At 75.4% G+C, this 16,714-nt stretch carries 14 protein-coding genes; 9 read left to right on the top strand and 5 right to left on the bottom strand.

The genetic code is table 11. The annotated features are described in order from the left end of the window. Nucleotides 1-33 precede the first annotated feature (33 nt). The gene (locus ACFY61_RS14820; protein WP_389471596.1) at nt 34-564 is read left to right on the top strand and encodes a metallophosphoesterase family protein; all 531 of its coding nucleotides are present in this window, start codon (nt 34-36) and stop codon (nt 562-564) included. 49 nt (nt 565-613) lie between these two features. Then, complete coding sequence (locus ACFY61_RS14815; protein ID WP_389471593.1) at nt 614-868, top strand: DUF6296 family protein; 255 nt, start codon at nt 614-616, stop codon at nt 866-868. Between the two features lie 27 nt (nt 869-895). Here ACFY61_RS14815 and ACFY61_RS14810 read toward each other — a convergent pair whose 3' ends face one another. Beyond that, nucleotides 896-2,329: a helix-turn-helix domain-containing protein gene (locus ACFY61_RS14810; RefSeq protein ID WP_389471590.1), complete on the bottom strand. Its 1,434-nt coding sequence runs from the start codon at nt 2,327-2,329 to the stop codon at nt 896-898. 140 nt (nt 2,330-2,469) lie between these two features. On the opposite strand from ACFY61_RS14810, the gene ACFY61_RS14805 reads away from it, so the two are divergent. Beyond that, on the top strand, nt 2,470-3,840 hold the full coding sequence (locus tag ACFY61_RS14805; protein ID WP_389471587.1) for a M64 family metallopeptidase: 1,371 nt from the start codon (nt 2,470-2,472) through the stop codon (nt 3,838-3,840). A 63-nt stretch (nt 3,841-3,903) separates the two neighbouring features. Here the strand turns inward: ACFY61_RS14805 and ACFY61_RS14800 are convergent, their stop codons facing one another. Beyond that, nucleotides 3,904-4,674: a transposase gene (locus tag ACFY61_RS14800; protein ID WP_389471585.1), complete on the bottom strand. Its 771-nt coding sequence runs from the start codon at nt 4,672-4,674 to the stop codon at nt 3,904-3,906. Nucleotides 4,675-4,746: 72 nt separating this feature from the next. On the opposite strand from ACFY61_RS14800, the gene ACFY61_RS14795 reads away from it, so the two are divergent. Next, complete coding sequence (locus tag ACFY61_RS14795; RefSeq protein ID WP_389471583.1) at nt 4,747-5,127, top strand: hypothetical protein; 381 nt, start codon at nt 4,747-4,749, stop codon at nt 5,125-5,127. A gap of 68 nt (nt 5,128-5,195) precedes the next feature. Here the strand turns inward: ACFY61_RS14795 and ACFY61_RS14790 are convergent, their stop codons facing one another. From ACFY61_RS14790 to ACFY61_RS14780, 3 genes are all read right to left on the bottom strand, one after another. Continuing rightward, a complete protein-coding gene (locus ACFY61_RS14790; RefSeq protein WP_389471580.1) occupies nt 5,196-5,870 on the bottom strand; it encodes a hypothetical protein in 675 nt (224 codons plus the stop codon). A 240-nt stretch (nt 5,871-6,110) separates the two neighbouring features. After that, nucleotides 6,111-7,985, bottom strand: coding sequence for a protein kinase (locus ACFY61_RS14785; protein WP_389471578.1), 1,875 nt, complete (start codon nt 7,983-7,985; stop codon nt 6,111-6,113). Between the two features lie 158 nt (nt 7,986-8,143). After that, nucleotides 8,144-9,106, bottom strand: coding sequence for a helix-turn-helix transcriptional regulator (locus ACFY61_RS14780; RefSeq protein WP_389471576.1), 963 nt, complete (start codon nt 9,104-9,106; stop codon nt 8,144-8,146). A gap of 105 nt (nt 9,107-9,211) precedes the next feature. On the opposite strand from ACFY61_RS14780, the gene ACFY61_RS14775 reads away from it, so the two are divergent. The 5 genes from ACFY61_RS14775 (at nt 9,212) to ACFY61_RS14755 (ending at nt 16,688) form a co-directional block, all read left to right on the top strand. Next, nucleotides 9,212-9,616, top strand: a complete 405-nt coding sequence (locus ACFY61_RS14775; RefSeq protein ID WP_389471574.1) for a VOC family protein — start codon at nt 9,212-9,214, stop codon at nt 9,614-9,616. Nucleotides 9,617-10,049: 433 nt separating this feature from the next. Beyond that, nucleotides 10,050-11,987 carry a histidine kinase gene (locus tag ACFY61_RS14770; RefSeq protein WP_389471572.1) on the top strand — a complete coding sequence of 646 codons (1,938 nt, stop codon included), beginning with the start codon at nt 10,050-10,052 and terminating at the stop codon, nt 11,985-11,987. After that, on the top strand, nt 11,984-12,670 hold the full coding sequence (locus tag ACFY61_RS14765; RefSeq protein ID WP_389471569.1) for a response regulator: 687 nt from the start codon (nt 11,984-11,986) through the stop codon (nt 12,668-12,670). The genes ACFY61_RS14770 and ACFY61_RS14765 overlap by 4 nt, the downstream gene beginning before the upstream one ends. 503 nt (nt 12,671-13,173) lie before the next feature. Then, nucleotides 13,174-13,968 carry an ABC transporter ATP-binding protein gene (locus ACFY61_RS14760; RefSeq protein WP_389471568.1) on the top strand — a complete coding sequence of 265 codons (795 nt, stop codon included), beginning with the start codon at nt 13,174-13,176 and terminating at the stop codon, nt 13,966-13,968. 143 nt (nt 13,969-14,111) lie between these two features. Beyond that, complete coding sequence (locus tag ACFY61_RS14755; RefSeq protein ID WP_389471566.1) at nt 14,112-16,688, top strand: FtsX-like permease family protein; 2,577 nt, start codon at nt 14,112-14,114, stop codon at nt 16,686-16,688. Nucleotides 16,689-16,714: the final 26 nt, after the last annotated feature.

Here is a 16,714-nt window from a genome sequence, read left to right as displayed (position 1 = left end):
GCGCGGTGTTCCACGCGGGCCTACGGTGGACGCATGAGGCTGCTGCTGACGTCCGACACCCATGTGCCCGCGCGGGCCCGGCGGCTGCCCGAAGCCCTGCTGGCGGCCGTCGACGAGGCCGATGTGGTGGTGCACGCCGGTGACTGGACCGACGAGGCCACGCTGGACCTGCTCGCCGCGCGGGCGCGGCGGCTGGTCGCGGTGTACGGGAACAACGACGGGCCCGGGCTACGCGGCAGACTGCCGGAGATCGCCCGCGCGGAGCTGGCGGGGGTGCGGTTCGCGGTCGTCCACGAGACGGGCCCGGCGGCGGGGCGGGAACGGCGGTGCGCGGCCCGCTTCCCCGACACGGACGTACTGGTGTTCGGGCACAGTCACATTCCGTGGGACACCACGGCCCCGGGCGGGCTACGGCTGCTGAACCCCGGCTCGCCGACGGACCGCCGCCGGCAGCCGCACCACACGTTCATGACGCTGACCGTCGAGGGCGGCACCCTCCGTGACGTACTGCTGCACCGGCTGCCCCCACGGGCAGGCCAGGACAGCGGCGCGGCCGGGGCTTAGCGTGGCAGGTGGGGGAAACCACCGCCGGGACGATCCGCAGGAGGCCGCCATGAGCACCGCGCAGCAACCCGGGGACGGGCCCGCGGAGGCCTTCGACGTGGTCTTCGCGGCGGCGGACGGCACCGGCGAGGACGTGGTCAGGATGACCCGGACCAGTACGGCGGGGCCCGGCGGCCATCCCGTGTACGAGGACGTCACCGGCATAGTCCGGGCGGAGATCAGCGACCACGGCGAGGTACGCGTCCTGGCGTCCGGCGGCGGCCAGGACCCGGCACGGGTCGTACGGGCCCGGGCGGTGGAGTAGGCCCGCCCCGACCGGAGCACACCGGCCTCAGCCGACGGCGCCGGGGGTGCGGCGAGGGGCGTGACCGGGAGGGGGCGTGGCGGAAGCCGGTGCGGCGGAAGCCTGTGCGGCGGAAGCCGGTGCGGCGGGCGCCGGCCCGAGGGTGGTGGTGCCGGGGGTGGCGCGGTGGCCCAGGCCGGTGCGGTAGGCGTCCATGGCCGCTTCCACCCGGCCGGTGCGTCGCAGCAGGTCGCCCAGGAGTCGGCACAGGTCGGCGAGGTCGCCCGTGGCCCCGCTGCGCTCCAGCAGCGCCAGCGCCTTCACGTAGTGCTCCTCTGCCGCTTCGGTCTCGCCGCGCTCCTCGGCGATGAGGCCGAGCAGCCGGTGTGCGCCGCCGGCGTGCACCGCGCCGCGCCGGTCCCCCAGCCCGAGTTCGAGTTCCAGCAGGGCTGCGAGGAGCGCGGAGGCCTCGTCGTGTCTGCCCAGCCGCCGCAGGACGTCGGCCAGTTCGACGTCCACCTGTGCCGTGTACAGGGCGGCGCGTCGGGCCGACAGCATCTCACGCGCAGTGCGCAACTCCTGCTCCGCCAGGGCCAGTCGGCCGTTCTGCGCGTGCACGTAACCGCGCATCCAGTGGCAGTGCGCGAGGTCGGTGCGCAGGTCGAGCCGGGCGTAGATGCTCTGCGCCTTGGCGAGGGAGGCGTCGGCGTCGGCCACGCGGCCCTCGGCGAGGAAGGTCCGCGCGACCTGCCTGTGCATGCCCGCCACCAGGGCCGGGTCACCTACCTGCGGGGCGAGTGAGAGCGCGAGTTCGGCGGCGTGGGCCGCCCGCGCGTGTGCGCCCATGTCGATGTACGGACCGATGACGGCCGCGTAGAGCAGCACCAGCGCCTCGGGGTCGGGCAGGCCGCTCGCGCCGAGCTCGTCGATGGCCGACTCCAGGAGGTAGCAGGCGTAGCGCAGCTCGCCGGCGAGGAGGTGGGCGACGGCGCGGCCGCGGATCGGGCGGGCGCGGCGAGGGAGGGGTTCGGCGGCCAGGAGGCGTTCGGCCTCCTCGAAACGGCTGATGGCTTCGGCCAGTTCGCCGGTTTCCAGCGCGCAGTCACCCAGGCCTGTGAGCGCTTCCGCCTGCTCGGCGTCGAGCCGGAGGCGTTGCGCCTCGGCGAGCAGCCGCCGGTAGCGGCCGGCCACCTCGCCGACCGCTCCGGGCGCGCCGCCGGCCAGCTCCTGCCGGGCCTCGGCGAGGGCGAGCCGCAGTTCGGTGGCGAGGTGGGCGGGCCGCCCGGTGGCCAGCTCCTCGTAGGAGGTGCCGAGCCGTTCGGCGAGGAAGCGCAGGGCGGTCTCGGAGGGTCGCACCTTGCCCGCCTCCAGCGTCGAGATGTAGGCGGGGGTGTACGCGGGCTCCGCCAACTGGCGCTGTGTCAAGCCTCGTTCGGCACGCAGGCGCTGAACGCGGTGGCCGATCAGGGCCGGTTCGTCCATGAAGTCCCCCTCGGTGCTCCGGTCCCCAAGTATTCACGGCCGGCCGGCCATTGCGCGGACCCCGCCCGCCCCCTAGCTTAAGCACCCGATTCACTGTGCTTACCGACCCACTTAACTCCCCCTTCTCCATGGAGGACTTCATGAAGTCGCCGACGATCCGTCCGGTCTTACGCGCCGGGGTGGCGGCCGCGTGTACGGCCGCCCTGCTGCTGGCCACCGGCCAGGCCGGCGCCTCCGGGCCCGCGGCGCGGGCCGGAACCGCGCGGGCGTCCACGCAGGTGGAGGTGGAGGTGCCCGGCCCCGAGCGTGGCGGTGACGCCGGTTCGGGCCACGTCCTCGTACCGTCCTCCGGGGCGGCCGGCGCCCGGGCGGGGCGGGGGCTGACGGCGGCGGAGCGGGCCGCCGACGGGCGGGTCGGCGCGCTGGTGGAGAACGGCCCCGCCGCCGACCGGCTCGACGTCGTGGTGATCGGCGACGGCTACACCGCCGGTGAGCTGGACCGGTTCCGCGCCGACGCGCAGCGCAAGTGGGCCGAGATCGCCGCCGTCGAGCCGTACGCCACCTACCGGGAGCTGTTCAACGTCTGGACCGTGGACGCCGTCTCCGCGGAGTCGGGAGTCTCCGGGGACCCGGACCCGGCGACCGTCCGCGACACCGCCCTCGGCTCGTACTTCTGGTGCGCGGACATCGAACGGCTGCTCTGCGTCGACCAGGAGAAGGTGGACGCGTACGCGGCGAAGGCGCCGGAGGCCGACCTGGTCCTCGTCCTGGCCAACAGCGCGAAGTACGGCGGGGCCGGCTACAACGAGCCCAGCGACACGCTCGGTTACGCCGGGATATCCACGGCCTCGGCGGGCCACCCGAAGTCGGGGCAGGTCGCCGTGCACGAGACCGGCCACTCGCTGGGGAAGCTGGCCGACGAGTACTTCTACACCGGCGTCCCGGAGTACGCGCAGTACACCGGGCGGGAGCCCGCCGACCTCAACAGCTCCACCCTCACGGCCGACCGGATGGCCCGGCAGCGGGCCAAGTGGCACCGCTGGCTCGGCGAGGAGTCACCCGACGGCGGCACGGTCGGCGCGTACGAGGGCGGCGGGTACTACGTCACCGGCCTGCACCGGCCCACCCCCGACTCGGCCATGCGGAGCCTGGGCAAGCCGTTCAACCTGCCCGGGGTCGAGGCGATGATCGCCGGGTTCTACCAGCACGCGCGGATCGCCACGCCGCTGACACCGACCGGCACCCCGCTGCGGGGCGGCGACACCGCCCGCGTCGCGGTCCCCCGGCTGGCCGGCGCCGACGGCCGGCAGCCGGTCGTCCGCTGGTACCTGGACGGCTGGGAGCTGTGGTGGCTGCGCGGCCGGACCGAAGCGAGGGTCGGGCACCTGTGGACCGCGGACCGGGGCCTCCACCGGCTGTCGGTGACGGCCGAGGACCGGACCCCGTCGGTCCGCGACCCCCACATCTCCCGCACGCTCCGCTCCACGGTCACCTGGGAGATCCGCCCCTAAGGGCTGTCCCGCAAATGATCTTTGATGCGCCTCGGGCATGGCGGGCCCCGTGCGGCCGCTCGCCTATCCGGCGAGGGCGAGGTTGTGCATCCGTGCGATGCCGAGCATGGCATGGTGGACGCCATCGCCCTTCAAGCGGCAGTCGCGGAGGATCTTCCAGGTCTTCATGCGGGCGAAGACGTGCTCGACGCGGGCCCGGACCTGCTTGTGGGACTTGTTGTGTTCCTCCTTCCAGTCCGGCAGTTCAGTCTGGCCGCGCTCGCGGCGGTGCGGGATGACGAGTCCGGTGCCCGGGTAGCCGCCATCGGCGATCGTGAGGGTCTTGCCGACGGCGGCCTTGGCGCCGGACTCCTGCCACGCCTTGCAGTCGTTGCGGTTCCCGGCGAGCGGCCGGCCGACCACGACGATCAGGCGCGTGTTGGCATCGATGACGACTTGGTGGTTGGTGGAGTACCGATAGTTCTTCGACCGTTCGGCCACGGTGCGGCCCCGGGTGGGAACCAGGGTGCCGTCGACGATGAGCACGGTGTCCTTGGCGAACCGCTTGCGGGGCTGGAGCGCGAGCATCGGCCCCAGGTGGTCGATGATCCGGCCCGCCGCCGACTTCGACACCCCGAACAGCGGCGCGATTTGCCGCATCGTGAGGTTCGTGCGCCAGTACGCGGCAACCAGCAGGGCACGGTCCTCCAGCGGAAGACTCCACGGCCTGCCTTTGCGGACCGCGTCCGCGCCCCCGCGTCGCAGCACCGTCACCAGCTTGCCGAACTGCCGCGGGCTCAGCCCGGTGAAAGGGGCTATCCAGGACGGCTCCGACGCCGTAATCACACCAGCCACACCAAGATCATTCCAGTTGCAGGCGCTGCCCAGCGTCCTCGATCCTGTGTGCTCGGCAAGCAAGGAGGGCACATGGGACTGGTCCTTTTCCCTGGCGACGGAGACAACAGCAGTCCGGATGTCTCCTGGTCCTACAGCGGCTTCGCCGCGTTCCGGCGGCGTCTGGCCGAGGCCGAGGGGTTCGTCCTCTCCGAGATGTCGGGCTTCGGCGGCGAACGCCCGTGGAGCCAGGTGTCCACCGCTCTGGAGCCACTCCTCGATCATCCGGATGCCGGTGGCGACGACCTTTCGCCTGCCGAGTGTGCGTCGATTCTGGTCCGGCTGGAAGCGATCGCCGACCAGTGGGCACAGGAGGGCGGCGACCAGCTCTTCCAGCACATCGAGGACGCCCGCCAGCTGGCGGGCGTCCTGCGGCTCTGCATCGAGAAGGACGTCCCGCTGGGCTTCCTCTGAAGCCCAGCGGGACCCGCTTACGGGACAACTCTTAGGCCGGCGGAGGCCGCTCCGTCGGCCTGGCTGCGTCAGGGGTTGTCCAGAGCGAAGTCCTGGTCGGTGTTGTTGCCGGCGCCGGGGCTCTGGATGTTGTTGTTGATGGCGATGTTGTTGAACATCGGGATGAGACCGTCGAGTTCGACCGGCAGGATCGACCCCGAACCGCCCCCGTTCCCGCCGTTACCGCCGTTGCCGTTGCCGTTGCCGTCGCCGCATTCGCCACCGGTGACCCTGGTGACGTCACTGTCCGTTTCGACGGGGATGGGGTTCGGCAGAGAGCCGTCCTCACCCACGGCGGCCCTGTTGGTGACGGTGCAGGGAGCGTCCTCGGCGACGTTGACCGTCAGGAGGATCGTCGCGGTCTGACCGGCGCCCAGCGCATCGGCACTGCACGTCAGCACCGTGTTGTTGCCCACGATGCTGCACGTGAACGGAGCTCCGGCCTGCACGCCGGCAGCTCTGAGTCCCAGCGGAAGCTCATCGGCGAGGAGGATGCGGCGGGTGGCTTCCGAGCCCGGATTGCTGACGGTGATGCGATAGACGCCCTGCCCGCCCCGGGCGAAGTCGCCCTCGTGCGTCTTCGTGATCCGCAGTTGCGCCTGGGCATGAGCCGGTGTCGCACCTACCGCGAACGGCACCACCACGGCCAGCCCCGTGGCCGTGGCGACGCCGGCCATCCGCTGCCACAACGCCCGTGTCCTCATACAAGCCTCCTGCTCCTGTGAAGGTCCGCGGCCCACCAGCATCCGGCCAGGAACGACGAACCCGGCACCCACCGGCCACCGCCTGCCCCCGCAACGACCCCCCGCACCACACGGAAACGGCGTCGACGGCACCGTCACCCGATCACCGGACCGATCACGACCGACCGGCCCAACAGGACCGTCCCGGGTCGGAGCCACGTACCCACCTGCCGGAACGCACTCGGGCACCGGGCACGGGTGCTACGGCACGCGCCACTGCTGGGCCTTGTTGCCGGAGACGCAGGGGACGACCGTCAGCTGCCGGCCGGAGCCGTTGGCGGTGAGGCAGCCGCCCTGGAAGGCGATGTCCTTGATGTAGTACGCGTTGGAGGACGGGACCCGCTCCAGGTTCCACCACAACCCCCCGCCCGCGCCGCCGAGCTCGACGCGCACGGTCTCGCCGAAGTGCGTCAGGGCGCGGGCGAGGGGGGCGCCGCCCGGCGAGCAGACGCGGAAGCTCTCGTAGCTGTTGCGCTCGTACACCCAGCCGAAGGCCGTGGTCCCCCCCATGACCACCTTGGTGCCCGACGCCTGGCTGGTGGAGGCCAGGCCGACCTTCAGGCCGTCGCCGACGTTGGTGATGGCACCCCAGACGCCTCCGCCGCAGCCCCTGGGCGGGGTGGAACCGGAACCGCCGACCGCTCCGCCGGACGGGCTGCCGCCACCCGAGGGACTGCCGCCGGAGGGGCTTCCACCCGACGGAGAGCCGCCGGACGGGGAGCCGCCCGAGGGGCTGCCGCCTCCGCCGGGCGAACCGCCGGGAGCGGTCTGCCCCGGGCCGGGCACCTGTCCCCCGCCTCCGACCACCCCGCCCGAGGCACCCGGCGTGGTGCCGGTGCCCCCGCCCTGCCCCGCGGTGGCGTCCTGCGCCGGCGGCAAAACCGCGGACCCGGGCGGAACGGGCTGGGTCCCGCCGGGAGCGGTGGTGCCGGGCGGCGGTACCACGCCGCCGGGCGCCTGCGCGGAGACGGAGGTGGACGGCTGGGCTCCGGCGCCGTGCGCCCCGGACTCCCGCGCCCAGGGCGCGACCTGGAGGACGGTGACGGCCACGGTGACGGTCACCGTCACCGACACGGCGACCGGCACGACGACACCCGTGGGGACCCGCAGCCGCCGCCACCACTTCCGGCCGCCCGCCGCCTCGGCCGGCACGACGGGTACGACGGGCACGGCCGGTGCGACGGGTCCGGCCGGCGCGGCGGGAGCCTCGGGGCCCGGGGCCGCCGCCGGCACGGGACCGGCGGCCACCGGGCCCGCCGGTGCGTCGAGCTCGCCGAGCGGCCGGCCGGCCGCCGCCCGGCGGGCCGCCGCGGCCATGACCGAAGCGTCGGCGTACCGTTCCTCGGGCTTCTTGGCCAGCGCCCGCGCGACGAACGCCCGTACCGGCTCGGGGAATTCGGCGGGCAGCTCGGGGGCGGGCTCGCGGACGTGCTTGAGGGCGATCTCGATCACCGAGTCGCCGGTGAACGGCGGTTCTCCGGTGAGCAGTTCGTAGCAGACCACGCCCATGGAATAGAGGTCGGAGGCGGCGACGGCGCCGTGGCCCTCCGCCTGCTCGGGAGCCATGTAGAGGGCCGTGCCCAGCACGGCGTGGGAGTCGGTGATGCTGGTGGTGGCCGCGCTGGAGCGGGCGATCCCGAAGTCGGTGACGGTCACCCGACCGTCCTCGGCCAGCATCAGGTTCGACGGCTTGATGTCCCGGTGGGTCACCCCGCTCAGGTGCGCCGCGTGCAGCGCCTCCAGGGCCTGCGCCGCGATGTCGAGGGCCTGCGCGGCCGGCAGCGGGCCGGACCGGGCACGGACCTCGCCGAGGGTCCGGCCCTCGATGAGCGACATCACGATGTACGCGACCCGTTCGCCCGACGGCAGCGGGCTCTCGCCGTAGTCGTGTACGTCGACGATGCCGGGGTGGCTGAGCGAGGCGAGGACGGTGGCCTCGCGCCGGAACCGGGCGGCGAAGCCGGGTGCGTCGAGCAGCGCGGGCAGCAGCACCTTCACCGCGACCTGGCGCCTGAGCACGCCGTCGTCGGCGCGCCACACCTCGCCCATCCCGCCGCCGCCGATCCGCTCGGCCAACGTGTAACGGTCCTCGAGGACCGTGCCCCGTCCCCACATACGCTCCCCCGCAAGGCCAGTTGATGGTTGGTCGGTACAAATGCAGTCCGGCACAGGGTACTTGGGGCGCACGGCGGTCACCCGAGGGCCACCCGACGGACCTGGGACCATCCCGCGCGTCAGCCGCCGGCGTCCGGCGGCCGGCCGTGGGCGGCGAGCAGTTCGGCGCCGATGCGGGCGAGGAGCTCCCGGACACCGGGTGGGTCAAGGACTTCGACCAGGCCGCCCCAGCCGGCCAGTTCGCGGGCCAGGTCCAGTGCGCTGGACGCGCCGAGCCTGACGCGGAGCCGTCCCGGGCCGTCCGGGTCCCCCGGGTGGCAGTGCCGGCCGAACCGGTCACGCAGCACCGCCAGGTACCGCTCCTCGACCCGGACGGTCGCCCAGGTGCGGGCGCGCCGCTGCTCGATCTCCTCGGCTACCTCTGCCCAGGCGGCGGCGAGCGCGAGGTCGTCGGGACGCCCGGCGGGCTCCCCGGTGGGCTCGGCGGCGGTGACCCGGTCGACCCTGAAGGTGCGGCGCCCCCGTTCGGTGCCGGCCAGCAGGTACCAGGTGCCGTCCTTGTCGATCAGGCCCCACGGGTCGACCAGCCGCACGGTCGGCTCCCCGGAGCGGCCGGCGTAGCCGAGGCGCACCTTGCGGCGGCGGACCACGGCGTCCTGCAGCAGATCGACGGTCGGCGGCCTCGGCCGGTCCCGGCCGCCCCACCCCACGGGATCGACCACGGTCGCGTCGACGGCGGCCTCGGCTTCGGCCCGGAAGGTCCGCGGCAGGGCCGCCAGCAGCTTGCGCAGGGCCGCCCTGGCGTCGGCGGAGACCGCCGTGCCGGGGCCGAGCAGCAGGAACACCGCCCGGGCCTCCGCGGCGGTCAGCCCGCTGAGGTCGGTGCGGGCACCGCCGACCAGCTGCCAGCCGCCTCCCCGGCCCCGCTGCGGGTAGACGGGCACGCCCGAGGCGGCGAGCGCCTCCAGGTCCCGCCGGGCGGTGGCCACGGACACCTCCAACTCGGCGGCCAGGCCGGCGGCGGTGACCCGGCCGTGCCGTTGCAGCAGCATCAGCACGGCCAGCAGACGGTCCGCGCGCACGCCCGGCGCCTCCTGTGAATGCGAAGTAGGGAAAAGTGCTCGGTGGATGAGCACTTTAGGCCGGATCGTTGATCGCGTCACCCACCGCACGAGAAGAGGGACCCGATGCTGCGAGGACTCACCACCGTCAGCTTCCACGCCGAGGACGTAGCGGCCGCCGCCCGCTGGTACGCCGAACTGCTGGGAGCGGAGCCGTACTTCAGCCGCGAGGTCGGCGAGCAGCTCGCCTACGTGGAGTTCCGCCTCGGGGACTACCAGCACGAACTCGGGATCATCGGCAGCGACTTCGCCCCGCACCCCCGCCCCGCCCGTCCCGGCGGCGCGGTGACGTACTGGCACGTGGACGGAGTCCGGGCCGCCTTCGAGCGGCTGCTGTCGATGGGCGCCACCGTGTACGAGGAGCCCGTCGAGCGCGGTCCCGGCTTCGTCACCGCCTCTGTGGTCGACCCCTTCGGGAACGTCCTCGGCATCATGCACAACCGGCACTACCTGGAGGTCCTGGGCCGATGAGGCGGTTGCCGGAGGCCGGCGGACGGCAGTCCGGGCCCGCCGGGTGCCCCCGGCGGCTCCCGGCGGGGAGTGGCTGAAGCCCCGGAACAGGGCTCGCCCCAACGGCCGGCCACCCGGACCGGCCTCGGTCCCCATGCCCTGCGCCGCCCTTCGCCACCGCCGGGCCGGCGGGGGTGCAGGCCGGCCGCGGGGGCGGGGCCGGACGGGCCGCGGGGAAGGCTGCCTCTGTCTTCCGGCAGAGCCGGGGCCGGGGAGATCGGCCGTAGGTCGCATGCCTCGGGCCGCGGCGGCGCCGATACTGGTCGGCGTGCCGCCAGTCAGTCCCGCCAGGTCCCCCCGTTCCGTCCCTTTCATCCGTTCCGCGCTTTCCGCGCTTCGGCCCGGCCCCCGTCCCCTGACCGGGGCCGGCCGGGCGACTGTGGAGACGGCCTGCGTGGCCCTCGCGGGGCTGGGTGTGTCGCTCGCGCTGGTCGACGTGCCCCGGCCCTCGGTGCAGCTGCTGCTGCTCGCCGTGGGTGCCGGCCTGTACCCGCTGTGCCGCCGGTGGCCCGCGGCGGTGCTGCCCACGCTGGCCGTACTGGCCGGCCTGGCGCCCGGTGTCGGGCCGGTGGCGGCGGCGGCCTCGTACACCGTGGCCCGGCGGACCGAGCCGGAACGCCGGACCGCCCGGCTGCTCGCCGCGGCCTCGGTCTGCCTGGTGGGCGCCGCCACGGCGGCCGCGCCCTGGCTGGGGCCGGGGCCGGTGGCGTACGGGCTGGCGCTCGGCCTGGTCCTGGCGCCCACCGCGGTGGTGGTGCCCGGCCTGGTCGGCACCGCGCAGGGACAGCAGCAGCGCCTGCTGCGGGCGCTGCGCGAGCGGGGGGACGCCGCCGAGCGGGCCCGCCTGCTCGCGGACAGCGAGGCCCGCGCCCACGAGCGGGCCCGGATCGCCGCGGAGATGCACGACCTGCTGGGCCACCGGCTCAGCCTCATCTCACTGCACGCCGGCGGGCTGGAGCTGGCCCTGGACCGGGCCGCCCCCGAGCTCCGTGAGGAGGCGCTGCTGGTACGGCGTACCACGCGGGTCGCGATGAGGGAACTGCGACAGGCGCTCGGCGTGCTCGGTCCGCTGGGCCGGGACACCGGCCCGGACGCCCTCACCGACGCCACCGGCACCCGCGCGGACGTCGAGGCGCTGGTGGCGGAGTCCCGCCGCGGGGGCGTCGCCGTACGGTTCGACTGGACCGGCCCGGACCTCGACGCACGGCCGGCGCCGGTCCGCAGGGCGGTGCACCGGGTGGTGCGCGAGGCCCTCACCAACGTGCACCGCTACGCGGCCGCCGCCCACGTCGCCGTGGCCGTGGAGCACGGCGGGGAGGCCGTACGAGTAACGGTCCGCAACGGAGCCCCGCCGCGACCGGCGACGGCAACGGCAGCCGGGGAACCCGGCACCGGCCGCGGGCTCACCGGCCTCCGGGAGCGGGTCGCGCTGCTGGGCGGCACCTTCGAGGCGGCCGCACTGCCCACCGGCGGCTTCCGGGTATCCGCCACGCTACCGGCAGAGCCGCCCCCCGCCCCGGCCGCGGCTCCGGCACCGCCCGACGGGACCGAGCCGCCGGTCCCGTCCCGCACGCAGCCCGGTACGCCCACCCCTGCCGGCCGGGCGGCAGCCGGACCGAAGACGGGGCCGGAACCCGGCCCCACTGCCGGCCGGACGGCGGCGACCAGGCCGGGATCCGGCCCTGACGGCGCCGAGCCACCGCGCCCGGCCCGCACCACGGCCGGTACGGACACCCCTGCCGGCCGGGCGGCCGCCGGGCCGGAACCCGGGCCGGGTACTGGTCGGCCGGCGCTTGCCGGGCCGGAATCCGGGCCCGACGGCGCCGCGCCGCTGCGCCCGCCCCGCACCACGGCCGGTACGGCCACAGATCTCAGCTCGGCGGCGGCACCCGGCCCGGGGCCCGGACCGGAAGCCAAGCCGGAAGCGGAACCGGCGGACGGGCCGCGTCGGAGCGCCGAGCTGCTGAGCCGTGCGGCCGGGCTGGTCGCGGTGTCCGTGCTCATGGTCCTCGGCGCGGCCTTCGTGTACGCCGTGGCCCCGGACCCGGAGGCCGGGCCGCGCCCGCTCCCCCGCGTCGGCATGACGTACCAGCAGGTGGCCGGGCTGGGCGTGCTCGACAACCGGGCGGTCCGGGCCGCCGCCGCGGGCCGCGAGCCGCCCCGCCCAGCGGGTACGGCCGGCTGCGTCTACCCGTTCAACGGGGCGACCGAGAGCCACGCCGACGGGCTCACCATCGCCCGCTACTGCTTCGACGCCGCGCAACGGCTCATCGCCATCGACCGGTTCGGCGTCCCGTCGGTCCGTGACACCACTCCCTGGGAGACCCCGTGACCCGCCCCGCCCAGCCGATCCGTGTCCTGCTCGCCGACGACGAGGCGATGATCCGGCACGGGGTCCGCCTGATCCTCCGGCACGCCGAGGGCATCGACGTCGTCGCCGAGGCCGCCGACGGGCGGCAGGCCGTCGAGCTGGCCGCCGCCCACCGCCCCGACGTGGCGCTGGTGGACGTCCGGATGCCGGTGTGCGACGGACTCGCCGCGATCGCGCCGCTGCTCGCCCTGGATCCCGCGCCGCGCGTGGTGATGCTGACGACCTTCGGCGACGAGGACAACGTCCTGCGGGCGCTGCGGGAGGGCGCCGCCGGCTTCCTGCTGAAGGACGAGGGCCCCCAGGAGCTGATCAGCGCGGTACGGGCGGCCGCCGCCGGCGACTCAGTGCTGTCCCCGGGCGTCACCGGGACGGTGATCGCCCGGATGCTGGGCGGCGGCGGGCCGGGACCCACCGATCCCGCGGCCGCGGCGGCCGGGGACGAACGGATCGCCCGGCTGACCGCCCGCGAGCGCGAGGTCCTCGAGATGCTGGGCGAGGGGCTGTCCAACCAGGACATCGCCGGGCGGCTGGGGATCGGTATCGGCACGGTGAAGACCCATGTCGGGGCGGTCCTGGAGAAGACGGGCTCGGCGAGCCGGGTGCAGGCGGCGTTGCTCGCCCACCGCGCCGGCCTGGCGGGCTGACCGTACGAACCGACGGCACGGACCGACCGGACGGGCCGACCCGGCGTGCCAACCGCCGGACGGCGGCGGGACCGACCGGGCCTTCCCAGCGGGCCGACCAGGCAGGCCGACCGGCAGCGGCACCCGTGCCGACAGCGTGGGCCGGCCGGGCGGACCAGGCGGGCCGAGCGCGCGCCGACCGGGCCGGCCCGGCGGCCTGACCGGACAGCGCCGGCCGTACCGACGGCGCGCGCCGACCGCACGGGCCGGGGCACGGCCTGGCCGCACGGGTCGACCGCACTGCCTGGCCGCACGGCCTACCTCACGGCCCTCTGTCCGAAGGCAGAGGACCGCCCGGCCGGCACGGGTCGGAAGGCAGAGGCGGGCCCGGCCGGGACCGACCTTCGGCAGAGGTCAGAGCCAACCCACAGGGCGATGTTTCCGCAGGTGAGCGCGGTGAGGATGAGTGGGTTCCGCGGCCCGGGACGCTGCTCGCGGGCCCTCGCACCCCAGCCGGAGGACCCATGTCACAGCTCTCTGCCCCGCTTTCCCCCGGCGGTGCCTCCGCCGGTCCTGGACCGGCCGCCGCCGCCCGCGCCACGGCCCTGTCCAAGGTGTACGGGAAGGGTGAGGCGCGGGTCACCGCCCTCGACGGGGTGACCGTCGAGTTCGCCCGGGCCCGTTTCACGGCCGTGATGGGCCCCTCCGGTTCCGGCAAGTCCACGCTGATGCACTGCCTGGCCGGGCTGGAGGCGGTGACCTCCGGATCGGCCCGCGTCGGGGACACCGAACTGTCCCGGCTGAACGACCGCGAGCTGACCGCCCTCCGGCGGGACCGGGTCGGGTTCGTGTTCCAGGGCTTCAACCTGCTGCCCACCCTCACCGCACTGGAGAACGTCGTCCTGCCGCTGCGGATCGCCGGCCGGCGCCCCGACCCGGCCTGGCTGGACGCCGTCGTCGCCACCGTCGGGCTGGCGGGCCGGCTCGGCCACCGGCCGGCCGAGCTGTCCGGCGGCCAGCAGCAGCGGGTCGCCGTGGCCCGCGCGCTGATCTCCAGGCCCGAGATCGTCTTCGCGGACGAGCCGACCGGGAACCTGGACTCCCGGTCCGGCGCCGAGGTGCTCGGTTTCCTCCGGGACTCGGTACGGGAGTTGGGCCAGACCGTGGTCATGGTCACCCACGACCCGGTGGCGGCCGCTTACGCGGACCGGGTGGTGTTCCTCGCCGACGGCCGTGTCGTCGACGAGCTGCACGCGCCGGACTCCGGCGCCGTACTCGACCGGATGCTCCGGTTCGAGGCCCGGGATCCCGCCCGCTGACCGCGTCCCGCGCCCGGCCGACCCGGCCCCGCCCGTCCTTGCCCCGCCCGGCCTTGCCCGGCCGGCCCGGCCAGTCCCCGCCGGCCCCTCCTCCCCGTCCCACTCCCCCATCCCCATCCCCCATCCCACGCACCGGAAGCCCCATGCTGCGAACAGCCCTGCGCAACCTCCTCGCGCACAAGGCCCGCCTGGCCATGACCCTCCTGGCGGCCTGTCTCGGAGTCGCCTTCGTCTCCGGCACCCTCGTCTTCGCGGACTCCTCCGCCGCCGCCTACCGCGCCGCGGCGTCGAAGGACCTCGGGGACACCGCGGTCAGCGTCGCCCCCAAGGACCCGCCGCCCGGGTCGTCCACCGCCGCGGACCGCGGCTCCGCGCTGGACGCCGCGCTCGCACGGAAGCTGGCGGCCGTGCCGGGCGTCGCCGCCGTACGCCCGTCCGCCGACGGCTCCGCCACCCTGGCCGCGGCCGACGGCACCCCGCTCCGGGCCGGCAGGGCCTGGGCGAACGTGGCCGGCGCCTACGTGCCGGGGCCGGACGGCGCGGACGCGCGGCACCCCCTGGTCGAGGGTCGCGCCCCGCGCGACGCCGGCGAACTCGCCGTGGACCGCGGCACCGCCGCCGCCGGAGGGTTCGGGACCGGCGACACGATCACCCTGGCCACGGACGGCCCCGCGATGCGCAAACGGCTGGTCGGCATCGTGGACACCACGGACACGCGGGTGACCTCGGGCGGCACCCTCGCCCTGTTCGACCTGGCCACCGCCCAGCGGCTGTTCGCCGCCCCCGGCCGCTTCACCGGCATCGACCTGTCCGCCGCGCCCGGCACCGACCCGTATGAACTCTCCCGCCGGGTCGCCGCCGTCCTGCCCGCCGACCGGGCCGAAGCCGTCACCGCCGCCGCGCTCGCCGCCCAGCAGGGCGTGTACCTGGACGCCCTGACCCGCGGGCACACGAAGGTACCGCTGGTCTTCGCCGGGGTCTCCCTCTTCATCGGCTCGTTCCTGATCGTCAACACCTTCACGATGCTGGTGACCCGCCGGACCCGCGAGATCGCCCTGCTGCGGGCCCTCGGCGCCTCCCGCCGCCAGGTGGCCGGCAGCGTGCTCGCCGAGGCCGCGCTGCTGGGCCTCGCCGCTTCCGTGACCGGCTTCCTCCTCGGCCTCGGGATCGCCGCCGTACTGCCCGGGCTGCTCGGCGGCGGGGAGGGCACCCTGCCCCGCGGGCCGCTGGTGATCGGGCCGGGCCCGGTCCTCGCTTCGCTGGCCGTCGGTGTGGGCGTGACCGTGGTCGCGGCGTGGCTGCCCTCGCGCCGCGCGGCGAAGGTACCGCCGGTGGAGGCGATGCGCTCGGCGGGAGCGGCCCCGGCTCCCGGCCCGTCACGGGCGCGCGGCGCCGTGGGACTGGCCCTGCTCGTCCTCGGTGCCGGGCTGCTGGTGTCGCTGGCCGGCAGCGCCGAGGACGCCTCGGAGGAGAACCTGGAACACGCCCTGCTGGGCTGCGGGGTGCTGGCCGTCGCGATGATCCTGCTGGCGCCGCTCGCCGCCGGCCCGGTGATCCGCCTGACCGGTCCGCTGACCCGCCGTGCCGGTGCCGTGGGCCGGCTCGCCCGGGAGAACGCGCTGCGCGACCCCCGGCGCACCGCCGCCACCGCCTCCTCCCTGATGGTCAGCACCGCGCTGGTCGCCGGGCTCGCCGTCATCGGGCACTCCACCGGACAGGCCCTGGACCGGCAGGCCGCCGCCGGGCTGACCGCCGACCACGTGATCGGCACTCGCTCGCCCACGCCCACGGCCGGGATCGCCCCGGACGTCGTCGAGCGGGTGGCCCGGACCGCCGGCGTGCGGACCGCCGCGCCCGTCGCCGACTCCACGCTGATCACCGGCGGCCACGTCCGGAGCGTCTCCGGGGTCGACCCTGCGTCCGTCGACGCGGTCATGAGGCTCACGTTCCGCAGCGGCTCCGCCGCGGACCTCGGGCCGGGGCGGATCGCCGTGTCCGAGACGGTGGCCCGGGAGCAGGGCCTGCGCACCGGCGGGCGGCTCGAAGGCCGCCTCGGGCGCGACCGGGAGCCGCGTCAGTACACCGTGGTCGGCGTGTACCGGGACAATCCGGTGGCGCATGACGTACTGGGCGGGCGCGCCGAGGTGCAGCGCGCCGGCCACTCGCCCGGCGCCGTGCAGCGAATCCTGGTACGCACCGACGGGAGTACCTCCGGGGCGGAGGTGTCGGAGCGGCTGCGTGCGGCGGTGGGCGGCAACCCGCTGCTGAAGGTGCAGAGCCGGGCCGAGCTGGTCCGTGAGGCGGCCGGGACCGTGGGCGACCTGCTGAGCCTGATGTACGGGCTGCTCGTCATCGGCGTGGTGATCACCTCGCTGGGCATCGTCAACACCCTGGCCATGTCGGTGGCGGAACGGACGCGGGAGATCGGGGTGCTGAGGGCCATCGGCATGGACCGGTCGGGGATCCGGCGGATGGTGCGGCTGGAGGCCCTGACGGTGGCCGCGTTCGGCACGCTGCTGGGTCTGGCCGCCGGGGTGTTCGGGGCGTGGGCGGTGGGCGCCCTCGCCAACGGCGCGGTCGCGGAGTACGCGTTCGCCCTGCCCTGGGGGACGCTGCTGCTGGTGTGCGTACTGTCGCTGGCGACGGGCGCGGTCGCGGCGGTGGTGCCGGCCAGGAGGGCGGCCGCGCTCGGCCCGCTGCGGGCCGTCGCGGACGGGTAGCCCGGCGACGGTCCGGCGGGGGCTTC

Origin of the sequence: Streptomyces sp. NPDC012888 (assembly GCF_042900645.1) — a bacterium.
GTDB lineage: Bacteria > Actinomycetota > Actinomycetes > Streptomycetales > Streptomycetaceae > Streptomyces.
This window is presented reverse-complemented; position numbering and strand designations above follow the sequence as displayed.

Coding starts and splice junctions, on each gene's coding strand:
- ACFY61_RS14805 (WP_389471587.1), top strand. CDS start 2,470: ATGAAGTCGCCGACGATCCGTCCGGTCTTACGCGCCGGGGTGGCGGCC.
- ACFY61_RS14810 (WP_389471590.1), bottom strand. CDS start 2,329: ATGGACGAACCGGCCCTGATCGGCCACCGCGTTCAGCGCCTGCGTGCC.
- ACFY61_RS14760 (WP_389471568.1), top strand. CDS start 13,174: ATGTCACAGCTCTCTGCCCCGCTTTCCCCCGGCGGTGCCTCCGCCGGT.
- ACFY61_RS14820 (WP_389471596.1), top strand. CDS start 34: ATGAGGCTGCTGCTGACGTCCGACACCCATGTGCCCGCGCGGGCCCGG.
- ACFY61_RS14815 (WP_389471593.1), top strand. CDS start 614: ATGAGCACCGCGCAGCAACCCGGGGACGGGCCCGCGGAGGCCTTCGAC.
- ACFY61_RS14790 (WP_389471580.1), bottom strand. CDS start 5,870: ATGAGGACACGGGCGTTGTGGCAGCGGATGGCCGGCGTCGCCACGGCC.
- ACFY61_RS14775 (WP_389471574.1), top strand. CDS start 9,212: ATGCTGCGAGGACTCACCACCGTCAGCTTCCACGCCGAGGACGTAGCG.
- ACFY61_RS14795 (WP_389471583.1), top strand. CDS start 4,747: ATGGGACTGGTCCTTTTCCCTGGCGACGGAGACAACAGCAGTCCGGAT.
- ACFY61_RS14755 (WP_389471566.1), top strand. CDS start 14,112: ATGCTGCGAACAGCCCTGCGCAACCTCCTCGCGCACAAGGCCCGCCTG.